Origin of the sequence: Psychrobacter sp. Arc29 (assembly GCF_041431175.1) — a bacterium.
Lineage (GTDB): Bacteria > Pseudomonadota > Gammaproteobacteria > Pseudomonadales > Moraxellaceae > Psychrobacter.
Map to the genome: position 1 here is coordinate 411,060 of NZ_JASMRR010000001.1, position 15,469 is coordinate 426,528.

General features: G+C 43.3%; 12 protein-coding genes. 6 read left to right on the forward strand and 6 right to left on the reverse strand.

Annotation, left to right across the window (positions count from 1 at the left end; genetic code table 11):
- The first annotated feature begins 147 nt into the window (after window positions 1–147).
- Both QO189_RS01820 and sthA read left to right on the forward strand, forming a co-directional pair.
- Entirely contained in the window at window positions 148–1,044 is an 897-nt protein-coding gene (locus tag QO189_RS01820) for a pyruvate, water dikinase regulatory protein (RefSeq protein WP_371531258.1), read from the forward strand.
- Between the two features lie 158 nt (window positions 1,045–1,202).
- A complete protein-coding gene (gene sthA, locus QO189_RS01825; RefSeq protein WP_371531259.1) occupies window positions 1,203–2,852 on the forward strand; it encodes a Si-specific NAD(P)(+) transhydrogenase in 1,650 nt (549 codons plus the stop codon).
- Window positions 2,853–2,943: 91 nt separating this feature from the next.
- Here the strand turns inward: sthA and QO189_RS01830 are convergent, their stop codons facing one another.
- The 5 genes from QO189_RS01830 to QO189_RS01850 form a co-directional block, all read right to left on the reverse strand.
- Window positions 2,944–4,134 carry an ABC transporter permease gene (locus tag QO189_RS01830; protein ID WP_371531260.1) on the reverse strand — a complete coding sequence of 397 codons (1,191 nt, stop codon included), beginning with the start codon at window positions 4,132–4,134 and terminating at the stop codon, window positions 2,944–2,946.
- Entirely contained in the window at window positions 4,134–5,444 is a 1,311-nt protein-coding gene (locus QO189_RS01835) for an ABC transporter permease (RefSeq protein ID WP_371531261.1), read from the reverse strand. The genes QO189_RS01830 and QO189_RS01835 overlap by 1 nt, the downstream gene beginning before the upstream one ends.
- 3 nt (window positions 5,445–5,447) lie before the next feature.
- Window positions 5,448–6,647: an HlyD family secretion protein gene (locus QO189_RS01840; protein WP_371531262.1), complete on the reverse strand. Its 1,200-nt coding sequence runs from the start codon at window positions 6,645–6,647 to the stop codon at window positions 5,448–5,450.
- 48 nt (window positions 6,648–6,695) lie between these two features.
- Entirely contained in the window at window positions 6,696–7,562 is an 867-nt protein-coding gene (locus QO189_RS01845) for a YihY/virulence factor BrkB family protein (protein ID WP_238037472.1), read from the reverse strand.
- Window positions 7,563–7,727: 165 nt separating this feature from the next.
- On the reverse strand, window positions 7,728–9,404 hold the full coding sequence (locus QO189_RS01850; RefSeq protein ID WP_371531263.1) for a TolC family protein: 1,677 nt from the start codon (window positions 9,402–9,404) through the stop codon (window positions 7,728–7,730).
- Between the two features lie 513 nt (window positions 9,405–9,917).
- Between QO189_RS01850 and glpK the strand changes: the two genes are divergently transcribed.
- The 4 genes from glpK to QO189_RS01870 all read left to right on the forward strand — a co-directional run bounded on the left by glpK (window position 9,918) and on the right by QO189_RS01870 (window position 14,555).
- Window positions 9,918–11,540 carry a glycerol kinase GlpK gene (gene glpK, locus QO189_RS01855; protein ID WP_371531264.1) on the forward strand — a complete coding sequence of 541 codons (1,623 nt, stop codon included), beginning with the start codon at window positions 9,918–9,920 and terminating at the stop codon, window positions 11,538–11,540.
- A 248-nt stretch (window positions 11,541–11,788) separates the two neighbouring features.
- Window positions 11,789–12,301 carry a hypothetical protein gene (locus tag QO189_RS01860; RefSeq protein ID WP_371531265.1) on the forward strand — a complete coding sequence of 171 codons (513 nt, stop codon included), beginning with the start codon at window positions 11,789–11,791 and terminating at the stop codon, window positions 12,299–12,301.
- 304 nt (window positions 12,302–12,605) lie between these two features.
- Window positions 12,606–13,625 carry an endonuclease/exonuclease/phosphatase family protein gene (locus QO189_RS01865; RefSeq protein WP_371531266.1) on the forward strand — a complete coding sequence of 340 codons (1,020 nt, stop codon included), beginning with the start codon at window positions 12,606–12,608 and terminating at the stop codon, window positions 13,623–13,625.
- A gap of 237 nt (window positions 13,626–13,862) precedes the next feature.
- Window positions 13,863–14,555, forward strand: coding sequence for a TetR/AcrR family transcriptional regulator (locus tag QO189_RS01870; protein WP_058025302.1), 693 nt, complete (start codon window positions 13,863–13,865; stop codon window positions 14,553–14,555).
- Window positions 14,556–14,628: 73 nt separating this feature from the next.
- Here the strand turns inward: QO189_RS01870 and QO189_RS01875 are convergent, their stop codons facing one another.
- A complete protein-coding gene (locus tag QO189_RS01875) occupies window positions 14,629–15,414 on the reverse strand; it encodes a hypothetical protein (RefSeq protein ID WP_371531267.1) in 786 nt (261 codons plus the stop codon).
- Window positions 15,415–15,469 lie beyond the last annotated feature (55 nt).

Consider the following 15,469-nt stretch of genomic DNA (forward strand, 5'->3'; position numbering starts at 1 on the left):
TATGGCTATATAAATGTGCAATAGCAGCGCTGCCATCGTTCTGCATTTAAAAGAGATAAGGCAGCCAAAGTTAGATAAATGCTATTAGATCAATACTAAAAATGAAATGAAGATCATTATTGAGTTTTCAACCGAGGTGTCAACGTTATGTACTCAAGCAATCCATCTGAACAAGTTAAGTCCACTATCCAAAATCGTCATGCGTTGAATTTGGATAGCTCACAAGCCATTAGAACGGCGTTTTTTATCTCAGATGGCACCGCGATTACGGCTGAGACTCTCGGACGCGCTATTTTGAGTCAGTTTGCCTCGGTCCCTTTTGAGACAAGAGTGTTGCCATACGTCGATAGCCTAGAGCGTGCTGATGATGCTGTGGAGCAAATCAACATGGCGTATCAACGTGATGGGTCGTTACCGTTAGTGTTTGATACGATCGTTAATCCAGAGATTCGTGAAAAAATCAATTCAGCACACAGCTGTAATTTGGATATGTACGAAGGGTTGATTGGTCGTGTTGCGGAAGAGACTGGCGTAGAGCCAGATGGTCATTCAGGTCATGCGCATGATGATGTTGATTCTGAGACATACAAAGAGCGTATCGATGCAGTCCATTTCGCCTTAGACAACGATGATGGCGCGCGTACTCGTCATTATAATGCAGCAGATATTATTTTGGTGGGTGTGTCACGCTCTGGTAAGACACCGACTTCTCTATACTTGGCATTACAATTCGGTATTCGAGCCGCTAACTATCCTTTGACTGAAGATGATTTGTACGACAATCAACTACCAAAGGCACTACGTGAGCATAAAGACAAACTGTTTGGTTTACTCATTGATACCGATCGCTTGGTAAAAATCCGTCAAGAGCGCCGTGCAGGCAGTCGTTACTCAAGTTATCAGCAATGCCAGCAAGAGCAGCGTGCAATTCAGGGGATTTATATCACGCATGGTATCCCAAGCTTAGATGTATCAGAGATGTCTGTTGAAGAGATTGCGACGCGTATCTTACAAATGACAGGTCTTAAACGCCGCATTGGGTAATGGACTATTAATTTTATAATATGTAATCGTCATCAAGTTTGTAAAAAGTATATTCATGCCTTATTGTGAGTACAACTTCACTAAGTTGCTTGAATATTAAAAATATTAACTCGTGCACATAGATATTAATAGAGCAAACAATACATAAAGAGGACATGATGGTAAGTAAGAATATAAGTGACGCAACCAATGATACTGGTAAAGACGTCCATACTGAAGTATCGAATAAATCTAATGGCCGTTCACCCAGTCCTGAACATACTGAAGGTAAAGACACAAAACAAAAAATCGAGCAGACTCATGAGCAGGTCACTGAAGATATCATGCACCACCCTGACCTCATCAACCCGCTTGATGACACTCGTATTGATATCAAATCTGGATTTACCAAAGATTCTCGTCGACTAAAAAGTGACGATCATGAGTATGAGTATGATGCGGTGGTTTTAGGGGCTGGTCCTGCTGGTGAAGCGGCTGCCATGAAGCTGACAAAATCTGGCAAAAGAGTGGTAGTCGTTGATCCGCGAGATCAGGTAGGTGGTAACTCTACCCATGTTGGCACCATTCCAAGCAAAGCATTGCGCCAATCTGTATTTAACTTAATTAACTACCGTCGCGATCCAATGTTTACCAAAGCGATGGAGTATAAGCAAGTTCCGCTAAATGAAGTATTGGCTAAGGCGCGTCAAGTAATTCGTCGTCAAGTCAGTACCCATACCCGTTTTTATGAGCGCAACCGTATCGAAGTGATTCAAGGCTGGGCAAGTTTCATTGACGCTCATACGCTGCGCATTGAAGTCGACGACAATGTCTACGAAACTATTACCTTTAATAAAGCTATCATCACTGTCGGTAGTCGTCCTTATCGTCCGGATATTCTAGACTTCGATCATCCACGCGTTTTTGACTCTGACAAAATCCTACAAATGGATTATGTGGTCAAAAAAATCATCATCTATGGTGCAGGGGTGATTGGGTGTGAGTATGCGTCTATCTTTACTGGTCTTGGCTACAAGGTCGATCTAATCAATAACCAAGATCAGTTGCTCAACTATCTAGACAGCGAAATCAGTGACGCGATCGCGCATGACTTTAGGCAGTTCGGTGTGCTTATCCGTAGTAATGAAGAGATTGATCATCTAGAAACTCATGATGATTATGTAGTGTTACATTTAAAGAGTGGCAAGCGCATCAAATCCGATGCCATTCTTTGGTCAAATGGTCGCTCAGGTAACACCGAAGGCCTGAATTTAGAAGCCATTGGACTAAAAGCAAATAGCCGTGGTCAGCTAAAAGTAGATGATACTTATTGTACTGGTATTGACAATATCTATGCTGCGGGTGATGTCATCGGTTGGCCATCACTAGCCTCAGCTGCTTACGATCAAGGTCGCTGTGCCGCTGCATTTATGGTTGGTGACAGTGATGCGGAACCAGTATCTAGTGTACCGACTGGTATCTATACCATTCCTGAAATCTCTTGTATCGGTAAAACAGAGCAGGAGCTAACAGATGAGAAAGTTCCATATGAAGTGGGTCAAGCGTTCTTCAAACATCTGGCACGTGCCCAAATTATTGGTGAACGCTCGGGTGTCCTAAAGATATTGTTCCATCGTGATACGTTGGAGATTTTAGGCATTCATTGCTACGGGAACCACGCTTCGGAGATTATTCATATCGGTCAGGCTGTGATGAAGTGTAAGAGCAACAATACGCTTGAGTACTTTGTAAATACGACCTTTAACTATCCAACAATGGCAGAAGCATACCGTGTGGCGGCATTGAATGGTTTGAACCGAGTGTTTTAAACCACCGCTATTTATATCGTATAAATAAAAAAGCGCCTACTACTATTAGCAGGCGCTTTTTTATGCTCATAGATTTAATTAATGTGAAGATTTATAAATAGGCTCTTTTTTGCGGAATACGCTTGCGTAAAAATAGCAATAAAACAAAATAGAGCAACCATAAGCCAGCCAGCGCATAAAATCCTATAGCGACCTGAGAGACACTGGCACCCATTTGATTAAGCTGTACAGAGGTGTTGATCGCAGGCGTAGTTGGTACGATCCAGCGTATTACTTGCAAAACTTGGGGCAACTGGTCGGCTGGCCAAGGGTAGCCGCTTAAGAAGAATATCGGTAGTGAAATAAAGATTAAGATCTGCATACTGCGCTCACGCTGCCGGAACCATAGCCCAAGTACACAGCCCAGCGTTGCGACTGTCGGACAAAACAGTGCTAAAAACAATAGCGTTCCGAGCATATTTTGCCCACGTGGATAATGATGCAGCTCAAAAGTCCAGCCATAATAAAAACAGCCAATGGTAAAGCTTAGCGTGCTCAGCGCTGCGATACGTCCGAGCCAACCGCGTACACTCGCAGCATGACGGCGCTGCTCATACCAAGTGCCAATCAGCATGGCGGTCGCCATCAATAGTGTCTGCTGTAAGATAATGACGGAGACGGCTGGTACGACGTAGGCACCGTAGCCCTCAGTTTGATTATAAAGTGGCATGATTTGTAGCGGTACCGCTTGAGTGCTCTGTGCTGCGGTAGATGCATAAGCGCCTTTCGCGATATTTTTCTTTACCTTGATCCCCGCTGATACGGTACCAACTGCTTTAGAGAACCCCAATTGGACGTTCTTATTTAAAATAAAGTAGCCACCATTGCCGAGGACACTGACATGTGCTTGCTGTCCTGACATGACTTGTTCTTCAAGGCCGCTTGGAATCACCATATAGCCTGCGATTTGATCGGACCATATGGCTTCTTTAGCTGCTTGTTCATTGATAAAGTGCTCAGTATCTAGATATGGACTGGCACTTGCATAACGGGCGAGCGTGCGCGACAAGTTACTATTATCATAATCAACAATACCCACTGGTACATGGTTGACCACTTCAGTTGAGTAGGGCCAAGGATAAAAAAACCCATAGATAATCGGGGCAATAATCAACATCAAAAGTACGCCTTTATCCCCAAAAACGTCTTTGAAAGTTTGAAGAAAGCTCGTCCAAAATGCTTGAGATGCTGGAGCGATGGCTGATTGAGGCTCTTTGCGCTTGTTATTTGATTGTGCGGACATTAGCGTGCTCCCCAACGTTCAGGATGCGCCAATGCGCGTTTGGTTAATAAGGCTGCAAGTAGCATGGCTATTATGGTAGCAACCGCTAAACCATAGACAATGGGTAGGGATATAGCAAGCGGTGCCTGCATTTGTAACTGGGCAATATGTAGCTTGAGGTAATGTGTCAGCGGCAATGCATTCGACCAGTATTGCGCGCTATCACTAATCGCAATATAAGGAAAGGTCACACCAGCAAAGGCATAAGAAGGCGCTGAAATAAAACCAGTGGTTGATAAACCCATACGCAGTGAAAAGGAGTTCAAAGTAAAGATAGCACCAAGCCAGAATGACAGTATCATCAAGCATAATAGGCCGATATATACTGCGATGATTGATAATATGCTTATATTTTGGTTCGACGTTATAAGCCACAATACCAAAGCCGACCATAAGCTATAGGCCAATATTGGCCAAAAATACTTACCTAATAGACCAGATAACAATACTGATATGCTGACAGAATTGGGCATTTTTGAGTCTGATGATGGTGCAGTGTTATTGGTGCTATCTTGTGTGGTGTTCAACGCAGCTGCTTTTTTAGAAGATTTAACCAAGGCTAAGTCAGTCGTACCTGTACTGATAAAGCGATACCAGCGACCAATATTTTTATCGCGCAGCTCGCGACCAATGGTAGTTGCCCCGACGACCATCGCTAATATATGTAGTAGTGCAGGTATGACGGTTGATGCCAAAAACTGCTGATAATTGGTTGCAGCATTGAACAAACTAATACGCTGGATACTGATAGGCGAGTAAGCAGTCATGGCTTGCGACGGCCCTACGCCTTGCTTTATCAATCGCTTGATCTCTACGCCTGCTGACAATGTACTAGCGACTGCTTGGACAGCGGTTTGAATGATGCCAGAGTGTGTACCGTACTGGGCGTTTACTTGTAGGACTAAAGGGGCAGGCTTGTTAGATAAAATATTACGCGAAAAGTCCTCAGGAATGATGACAACCGCGTAAATATCGCGTTGCAAGATTGCAGCCTCTGCATCCGCTGGTGAATAATAAAGCTGTCTAACCGTAAGCGTAGGACTGGCTTCTAAGTAACGTACGGTAGTATTGGCAACAGCACTATTGTCCTGATCGATCACTCCAATGGGTAAGTCAGTAATTTGGGTCTGTGAAAATATCCACCAAATCAGCAGCACTGTGGCTAGTGGTATCCATACCACCATGCTTAAATCCCAATGGTTTTTGGCTAAAAAACGGCGCTCGTAAGCGGCGCTACGTAAAAAAGCCTCACTTAACTTAGTCAAGTGCATGGCCTACTCTTGGTTCTGATTGATAGGATTAATATGTACAACCACACTCATTCCTGAGCGAATGCGAGTATCGGGCGTGGATGGTCGTGCTTTGACCTCAAAGGTACGCACATCAAAACCATCATCATTGTTGGTCGGTCGCCAAGTGGCAAAATCAGATAAGGTCGATGTCGCATAAACAGTGAACTGTTTGTTATAAGGCTTATCTGTTGATGACAATGCGGGAATAGTACCTGTAAATGTCTGACCAATAGCGAACTGGTTTAAATATGACTCAGTGACATTGAGCACTACCCATTGGTCATTGGTATCCACCAACGTTAGCAAAGGAACGCCTTGACCAATGACTTCTCCAGCACTAACGATGACATTGTCCACAATACCAGCGATAGGGCTCTTTAGATTGGCTTCTTCTTTTGCTGCCAGTGCTTCATCTAGCTGGGCATCAACTTGTGCGACTTGAGCGGTAGCTGCTGATTTGTCTTCACTACGAGCGCCTTCTAATGCCAAATCATATTGCAAACGTGCAGCTTCAGTTTGGTCTTGAGTGGCTAGGTATTGCGCATAAGCCTCATCGCGTTTTTGCCGTGCCATCAATCCTTCTTCATACAGGCGATTGACACGTTGATAGGTGTTTTCTGCCAAATCAGACGCGGCTTTATTGGCTTGCCAAGCGGCTTTGGCTTGAGCGATCTCTTGCGGGCGTGCCCCGTTTTCTGCTTTGTCTAATTGACTTTGCGCGATTTGCTTACCAGCACGTGCTTGATTAATTTTGGCGTTAATCTCAGGCGAATCCATCTCGATGAGTTGTTGACCCACCGTAACCGTATCGCCTTCTGTCACCATAATGTTAGCAATGCGGCCTGCTACCTTTGCAGCGATAGAGGTTTGCTGCATTTGCATTTGTCCTTGGAGGGTAATGACTTCTGGTTCATTATGCTGATTGCTTTTATATAAACCATATGCAATTGCGCCAAGAACACCTAATACAAACAGTACGAGCAATATCTTTTTCATACGAGCAGATTTATCAGCTTTTGCGTTACCACGACTATAAGCGGGTACAGATTGCTCTGGAACGTCAGACCCACTAGATACATTTTCTACTGGATCGACGGAGGCTTTTGCATCTCGAGAGGTCACTGACTCGGTTGAATCAACTGATTTATTTGAGTTGTCTGATTCGTTTGGAAATTCAGTCATGACGGTGTGATTCCTAAAGCAGCAAAGTTGAGAACAAAGGATTTATGATTAGTACACTCGAACAGCATAAGGTTTGGCATTGTCTATGGCTTCAGAATTAAAAATCGCACCAAAAGCGACGATAAAGGCTGAATAATACAGCCAAAGCATAATGACCACCGCCGCTGACAGCGCCCCAAATTCAGCACTATAGTTGTTGAAGTTTTGCACATAAATCGAAAACAGTACGGACAATATAATCCAAAGAATGGTCGCGAGCGTTGCTCCTGGAACCAGTTTTTTTAGTGCAACGGCATCGCGATTTGGTGCTAGGCGATAGAGACTTAAAAAGCTTAAAAAGATAATACCCGCCAATACAGGCCATCTGGCCCACAGTGCAACCGTTTCAGCCACTTGAGGAAAAGGGAAATAATTCGCTGCTACAGGGATGATAGCAATAGAAGACACCGCTATCATCAAGACGACTACTGCACCAAAGGTTAGGCTCACTGCTCGAATCGTGCCTTGTATAAAGCTGCGCTCTTGGGTGATATGAAAAGCGAGATTGACAAGGGCAATTAAAGATTTGATGCCTTTGGAGCCAGCATAAAGGGCAAGTAAGGTCGATATGATCAGACTAAACGTCAGTGTGGATTTGGTATTAGAGACCAATTCGCTCAGGCGCGAATTGAGGACTTCGTACACTGTATCAGGTATAAACGGACGCAAAATGGAGATATGCTCCTGCATCTCAACGGGTGAAAATACGAGACCATAAATCAGCACAAATACCGCCATTGCTGGAAAGATGGATAAAAAACCAAAAAATCCGACACTGGCGCAATGTGCCCAAACATTAGTGGTATTCGCAATAGGCCACGTTTTTAATAAAGTTTGTAGCCAGTTATTTATCGATTTGGACGTTGGTTTTTTCATAAAACAATGATTCACTATAGTAATAGTATGGTTTATTGAGCGTTATTTTTTGGTAGCGTCATGCTGATTTGGTATATATCTTCGCTCATTAGCTTAGTAACACTTAAAATTGAAACGACGACATAGCGCTTACTCGTATACTTCATAAGCTTTCATATACAATCATCATTCAGTGTACAAAGTCGGCAGCTGGATATCAGCGGCATTAAGATAAGCGTTAAAAGCAAGCGGCGTACCGCAGCTCTGCATGAGTGCGGCCAATGACTGTACATAACTGTTGGCAGCTTGCGCTTGCTCAGTACGTGCTTTGAGCGATTGCGTTTGTGCTTGTACCACATCGACTGTGGTATTCACGCCTTCTTTTAGTCCTAAGCGGCGCAATCTTAAAACTTCTGCAGCCAAATCAACGTTACTTTGTAGCGCTTGATAGCGTGATTGAGCATTATTAACATCGTGCCAGTTTTTTTCTACCAGCAGTAGCAGGTTGTCGCTGACTTCAATCTCAGAAAGATCTGCCTGACGTATTTGAGCATTGCTTGATGCCAATGATGCGGTTTTATCCAGTCCGCCCCATAGCTTCCAACTGGCAGAGATACCAGCGACCCAGCTTGGGTCTTTTTCGAGCTGACCATAACCATATAGCAAGACGGTCGGCTTGTAGCCAGTATCTGATAATGCATGCAACTGCTGAGCCTGCGCGCGTTTGGCGGCGACCTTTTGTAATCCTGGATGATTATTCAGTGCCAAATCCTGAAAATAGCTGACATCCGGTAGGGGTCGGCTAGAGACAAATAATGGCGTCGTCGGTTTAATACGATAATCAGTACGTAGCAATCGCTGTAGCGCAATCATAGCTAAGCGAGCGTCATTATTGGCATTGACGGATTCGCTTTTGGCATCGGCAAGCGCAGACTGTGCTTCTAGTCTATCGACGCGCGAAATAAAGCCTTCTTCAAACAAGCGTTCTGCCATATGATCCGTTTGCTGCAAGGTATCGTAAGCATCCTCACGTAAGTAAGCGGCAATGATCGCCAATTGGGCCTTAAAATACCGTTCAATTAACGTATTATAGAGCTCGTTTTTATCAAGGATGCTATCGGCGACCGCTTCTTGGGTGCGTGCATCTGAGGCGCCAGTCAGTGCATCCGTACGCCCAGCGGTATAAATAGGCCAGACCACACCAAGACCTGCGCCCGTTGTCGATCCTGAGCGCTTAATATTATAAGAGTCTGGAATTCGCTCACCGACCAACTCCCCAAAGTTTGGTAAATCTGGCAGATCTGCAATCGGAGGAACCGCGTTATCAACGGTATTATTTACTTCGTTGACGATACCGTTTCTAAGAGACGATAGATCTATATCCTCATCTAGATGGTAAGCACTGGCAGAGACGCGCGCAAATACGAGGGGATTGTCGATGGTTCTGAGGGCGTCAGTTTGGTATTCGCTGGCAGCGATGGCTGCTTGATTGGCCGCCATTTTGGGCGAGACTTGAACCAAAAGCTTTTGCGCTTGTTCTAGGCTTAAAAAGCTAGAGACTTCTAATGGATAGCTATTATCCACGGCCTTATGTGTGATTGGATCGGTAAGGGTGTTTAATGCACTGTGCTCAGCATGAGTCTCTGTTAATGTATGACTAGGTGCCATTGCTGTCTGAGCTGTCTGAGCTGTCTGATTATTAATCTGACCATCGGCATCTACAATTTTTGTCACAGTCACCGGTGTCATGTCATCTGGTGATTCTATATTATCTGAGCCCGTGCTCGCATAAGTCACTATAGGGCCGCTCATGAGTGCAACTGTCATCATAGCAGTCGGTAGCGCTGATAAAGTGAATTTCATAAGTCACATAAGCCATTAATTAGAATGTAAGGTATTATAAAATAACGGACAGCATCAATAGATTTTATCGCTCAGAATATAAAGCGGTCATACTATTATAAACGATTTGCTAGTGAGCGAATAAATGATGCTGAAATAAAGTATTTGTACTGAAATATCAGAATGCTTTTTAATAAAGTGCGTGCTAATACGAAAGCGCTAAAAACGCATCGTTCAAAATAAGGCGTACACTGTAGAGCCACAACGGTGACGGGTCAATGCTCAGTATTCTGCTATTCTCTATTGTGTCATCCCTAGCGGTATGATAGAGGCTTGAGCTGTTTTTTAAATATTCGTTTATAAGTAACATCATAGCTTAGAGCTAACCAATTTAAATCAACGTGCTTTTATTTTTATCATTAAATAATTTGGCCAATCATTTATAAAATATACAGTGATTGATTAGCAGCAAACAATGAATAGCCACTGGTTTTCATCAAATAGAACCAACAATATCAGTAGAGGGTATGCGTAATGGCAGGATATATTTTGGCGTTAGATCAAGGGACAACATCGAGTCGAGCGATATTATACGATGATCATGCACGCCCTATTAAGATGGCACAACAGCCAACAACGCTGCAAACGCCAAAAGCGGGATTTGTTGAGCAAGACGCACAGCAAATCTGGCAAACTCAGATCAGCTGTGCGCATGATGTTATCAATCAGGCAGGATTGCTTGCCACTGATGTCACCAGTATCGCGATTACCAATCAACGCGAGTCTATTGTCATGTGGGACAAGCAAACAGGCAAACCGCTCGCACCCGCTATTATTTGGCAAGACAGACGCACGGCAAACTATTGCAAGACACTCGCTGCTGAAAGTGCCGACAATAGCATGAATAAAAGTGCCAATCATAATGATCTCAACAATGACCTTCAACATGATATGGCAGCGGAAGTACAACGCATCACAGGTCTGCGCTTAGATCCGTACTTCAGTGCCAGTAAAATTGCTTGGCTGCTCGAAAATAATCCCAAAATCAGCGTACGTGCTAGTAAAGGTGAGGTTGCCGTTGGCACCATCGATAGCTGGCTGATTTACAAGTTAACTGGCGGCGAGCACGTCATCGACGTGACCAATGCTTCTCGTACTTTGCTATTTGATATTCATAAATTGGCTTGGTCAGAGACGCTTTGCGATCGGTTTGCCATTCCTATGAATATATTGCCTAAGGTACTGCCATCTGACGGTGATTTTGGTAAAACCAAAAAAGGCCTATTTGCAAAGCAAATACCCATTCAAGCGGTGCTCGGCGATCAACAAGCCGCGCTCTTTGGTCAAGGCTGTCTCGATGCTGGCATGGCCAAAAACACCTATGGCACAGGTTGCTTTATGCTGATGAATATTGGTCAGCAGCCAAAACTGAGCGAGCACAAGTTGCTAACCACCATTGCATGGCAGCGAAAAATATCGCCAACTCGTCCAGACAATTTATCATTTGATCAAATCGTGCAATCAGGTAAGCGAATGCTACAGCCACCCAAAAAAGAAGTCACCTATGCTTTGGAGGGTAGCGTTTTTATGGCAGGAGCTATCATCCAATGGCTACGTGACAATTTAGGTATGATTCAACAAAGTAGCGATGTCGAAGACCTAGCTCGCCAAGTAGACAGTAGCGAAGATGTGGTGCTATTACCTGCCTTTACTGGATTAGGTGCGCCTTACTGGCGTTCTGATATCAGTGCCAGCATCACTGGTATGAGCCGCGGTACTACCAAAGCCCATATTGCCCGTGCTGCGTTGGAAGCAGTTGCCTATCAGACTTATGATGTGCTCATCGCCATGCAAAAAGACAGCCCTCATCCCTTGACTGAGCTGAGAGTAGATGGCGGCGCGGCAAATAATGATTTGCTGATGCAGTTTCAGGCAGATTTGCTAGATGTTCCGGTGCTACGTCCAAGAGACACGGAGATTACGGCAAAGGGTGCAGCATTACTCGCTGGTTTAAAGACTGGGCTTTACGATGAGTCAACTATGAAAGCCTCATGGCAAGTAGATCGTACTTTTGAGCCAAGCATGTCTATTGATGCTCGTGAGCAACACCTTGATAAATGGCAACGTGCCATTGCAAGGTCATTAATGCAGATATAGGGTTGATTTTTATAGTAAATTTATCAATGCTAATCTCTTATGATTACCCAAAGTATGAGCGCACCGTACATGGTCGTCATAAAGATACAGGCTGTAACGCAATGCAATCGCAATACGGACACAGTTTACATAATCAGGCTATCTGTCTCTACCTATAAGTTTCTATACTTCAGTTGGATTTAGCAAGATCGCTAATCTTTTAGCAAATAAATAATTCAACAAATAATAAATAATTTAGGGACAATACTATGAGTAACCATGACGCTATCGATCGCAGTGAAGTAAAAAACATGTCTAAAGAGACAAAAGAAGATTTGAATGCAGACATCATCACGGGTGAGCCAGGCTCACATCCAGTAGGTACAGGTATTGGCGGTGTAGGCGGTGCAGCAGCAGGTGCAGCCATCGGTACAATGGCAGGTCCATTAGGAACACTAATTGGTGGTGCTATTGGTGCTATCGTTGGTGGCGGCGCAGGTCATGCAGCAGCCGAAGCCATCGATCCAACACACGAAGAGGCTTACTGGCGTGCAGAATATGCAAACGCTGACTACCATAGAGAAGAGTATGACTTTGATCGCGATATGCACCCAGCGTACGCAGTAGGCTATGCAAACCGCGCTCGCTATCCAGTAGATGCACGTTTCGAAGATCATGAAGCTGACTTAGAGCGTTCATGGCATGAAGTGAAAGGTGATTCTCGTTTGGCGTGGGATGAAGCGCGTCTAGCATCACGTGACGCATGGCATCGTGTATCGTAGTACATATTTTACAAAAAAGTTAAATGTTAAAAATATTTAAGAATATGACTACTGTTTACTCAATGACTTTAATAGATAGCCAGTTTGATAGGCGATCGGTCTTTTAAAAAAGCTGACAAGAGATTACTATTTCGTTGCTGAAAATAGATTGATTGTACGATTGGTTCTATTAATGACTTTGACCAGCAGTATTTATGTTATTTTAAAACTTCCAAAGTCAACCTTTGGAAGTTTTTTTTGGCATAAAATTTGCTATGAATCTATATGTATGAATATAATATAATATAAGAAAAACAGGGGATTTATGACTAATAATGACGGTAGTAAACAGTTTTATATTGCCACAGCTAATTTATTGAACTTTGCTAACCCTAATCGCATTTATTATGAGAATGCCCCAACTTATGACAATAGAGCCTATGAGCATAAGCTAAGTGGTCTGACAGACCTACTGGCTAAAGCACACGCTGATATTATTGCAGTACAAGAAGTATGGGATAGCAATGCACTAGAAGCACTAGCTGTCTCACTAGGATTCAAACCAGAGCAGGTGGTCATTCCGCTTGCAAGTAATGATACTGCAAGCCCATATACTCAAGGTAGAGGCGCACAGGATACGCCAGCCGTTGGTATTATTAGTCGATTTGAGCAGTTAGAGACGACCTTATTAGAGGAGATTGCACCAAAAGCTGTGATTGATATCCCTGATATCGGGCCTCATCAGCATTTTAATCGTCCACCTTTGATATTGCGTGTTGACGCATATGGTCAACCGATAACGATCATCACGGCGCATCTAAAAAGTAAACGTGCGTTTTTCTTACGTGACGAAAATGGTCACCTATTAGAAGACATGGATGATCCAAATATCCGTATTCGTGCCAAGCTTCGCAGTTTGTGCATGCGTGCTGCAGAGGCGGCATCTATTCGTATGTCGGTTATGGAGCGTTTGCATCACACGCGTGAGCCATTGATACTGCTTGGCGACATGAATGATGTGACTGGTAGCGTAACGACCCAGCTGATGACTGAGACTGGCGAGGTTAATTATGATAAAAGTATGCGTGATGTCGCACTTTTTGACGCCGCTCGTATTCAAGCTCGCTACGGTTGGATGAAAGATGTGGCTTACACCCATATTCATCAAGGTATGCCAGAAGTGATCGATCAGTTATTTGTCTCAGAAGAGTTCTTACCTGATAGCAAGTTTTCGCTCGGTCAGGTCGAAAGAGTTGATTATTTCAATGACCATCTTAAGTGGGATTATTCAGATAGGGTGACTGATCATGGTATTATAAGAGCGAAAATTAAACTGAATGATTAACTTCATAAAATTAGATAGTTAACTCTAGTAGAGTGTTAATCGATACATTAACTTTTAACCCATTCATGTCCCTTGCTTGATAGTGTACAAGCGTTTATGATGCCTCCTCATTGAGGTTAGTAGCGATAATATTGGCTTTGTATTACAGTCAATGAATCGTAATCCGGTCACTTAGGATGAATACTATTCGATGAAGATTATATTTATAAAATAGGGCGTAACATTAAGAGACTTATAATGAGTGATAACAAAGACGAAAAAATTGAAGATGTGTTGGTAGACTCGGAACTGGCAAAAAAACTTGTACCAAACAAGTTTAAGTTTACCAGTCAGCAGGGCCGCGCACGTCGTCAAAAACTTTTGGCTGGTGCCAAAAAGTTGAGTGAAACACAAGCCATCAATGATATTACTTTGGCAGCTGTGTGTGAAGAAGCAGGCATACCAAGAGCTTCTGCTTATCATTTCTTCCCTAACATTGAAGCAATATTTTTAGCATTGCGTTTTTTGAATGCGATTGAAATATTAGAGATGGTAGAAACCGTTGATATCGGTAACTACGATAGATGGCAAGGATATTTAACCGCGCTGATTGATCAGTGCGTGACAATATTCCATAACGATGAGACCAAAGCCAAACTCATTTATGACACCAATACGCCTGATTTTGAAGGTGATGAATTTGGCGAAGATATGGACCATCAAATTGTTGACTTGGTCTATAAGCGTTTATCAGAGCGTTATGAGATGCCAAATTTTGAGGATATCCAAAACACGTTATTGATTGCTTATAGCATTGTTAATGCGATATTTACCTTGTCTTATCGTCGTCATCAGAATATCACTGAAGACTATATTCAAGAAGCAAATACAGCATTTATCGCGTACTTACGCTGCTATCTACCAGAAAAACTACCACGTAAAAACCGCTAATTTTATCTATATTAGACATAAAAAAGCCGACAAATCTGTCGGCTTTTTTATATCTGTCATTTAGTAAGGCGCTTTAATTATCAGGCGTTAGATCTTGTCCGCGGCAGATATCATCACTGGCATCTAAAGGCGCATACTGCTTGTAGTAGCTGACGATAGATTGCTCTAAAGCCACGTTAGTCTGTGAATCGTGAGCATTCACATAAGCTTCGCGTGCTTGCTCAAGCCAACGGTCTGCCATACGAAAATGTATGCCTGATTCACGCCAACCTCGCTTACATTGATTGGTCGCCGCCCAAATTAATGCCACTTCACTAAATGCCATCTCACGTGGCGCTGACTCTATACCGCCACTGTCTTTTAGCGCACTCAGCGTGGCCCATAGATCAGGTCGCATTAGAGCAGAGGTAGTAGGGATGTCTTGCTGTAGTTTGATGTTTTGTGCTGTATTATTTTTTAGTGCTTGTAGTATAGACTCGGCCATTTCTACTGCTAATGGGCCAGCAGCTGAGCGGCTATTCATACTGTCTTGGTGGATCGCATAAGTAAGCCATGCTTGCGCTTTGTAAGCGAGGTACTGCTGATGAGCAGTTTTGTCTTTTTGCTGATAGGGCTGTAGTTGCTCAACCATACAGTTGAGTACACGTTGCTGTGTGCTTTGATATTTATAAGAAGGCGTTTGAGCTTGAATATCATTACGACAGTCTATTGTATTATCTACCCCATCGATTTGAGCCGTATTAATAGCGATGTTATCTTGTGCTGAAGCAAGGGATGCGACACTCAAAAGTAACAGTGCTGAGAGTGCAGTATGTACTGGTTGTTTATAAGCAACAGTTTTGATAATAGCTTTAAACATGATGCAAACCTTATATGAAGGTAATGAGTGTGGGTATTTACCATTATTAGGGCTG

Coding starts and splice junctions, on each gene's coding strand:
- QO189_RS01820 (WP_371531258.1), top strand. CDS start 148: ATGTACTCAAGCAATCCATCTGAACAAGTTAAGTCCACTATCCAAAAT.
- sthA (WP_371531259.1), top strand. CDS start 1,203: ATGGTAAGTAAGAATATAAGTGACGCAACCAATGATACTGGTAAAGAC.
- QO189_RS01830 (WP_371531260.1), bottom strand. CDS start 4,134: ATGTCCGCACAATCAAATAACAAGCGCAAAGAGCCTCAATCAGCCATC.
- QO189_RS01835 (WP_371531261.1), bottom strand. CDS start 5,444: ATGCACTTGACTAAGTTAAGTGAGGCTTTTTTACGTAGCGCCGCTTAC.
- QO189_RS01840 (WP_371531262.1), bottom strand. CDS start 6,647: ATGACTGAATTTCCAAACGAATCAGACAACTCAAATAAATCAGTTGAT.
- QO189_RS01845 (WP_238037472.1), bottom strand. CDS start 7,562: ATGAAAAAACCAACGTCCAAATCGATAAATAACTGGCTACAAACTTTA.
- QO189_RS01850 (WP_371531263.1), bottom strand. CDS start 9,404: ATGAAATTCACTTTATCAGCGCTACCGACTGCTATGATGACAGTTGCA.
- glpK (WP_371531264.1), top strand. CDS start 9,918: ATGGCAGGATATATTTTGGCGTTAGATCAAGGGACAACATCGAGTCGA.
- QO189_RS01860 (WP_371531265.1), top strand. CDS start 11,789: ATGAGTAACCATGACGCTATCGATCGCAGTGAAGTAAAAAACATGTCT.
- QO189_RS01865 (WP_371531266.1), top strand. CDS start 12,606: ATGACTAATAATGACGGTAGTAAACAGTTTTATATTGCCACAGCTAAT.
- QO189_RS01870 (WP_058025302.1), top strand. CDS start 13,863: ATGAGTGATAACAAAGACGAAAAAATTGAAGATGTGTTGGTAGACTCG.
- QO189_RS01875 (WP_371531267.1), bottom strand. CDS start 15,414: ATGTTTAAAGCTATTATCAAAACTGTTGCTTATAAACAACCAGTACAT.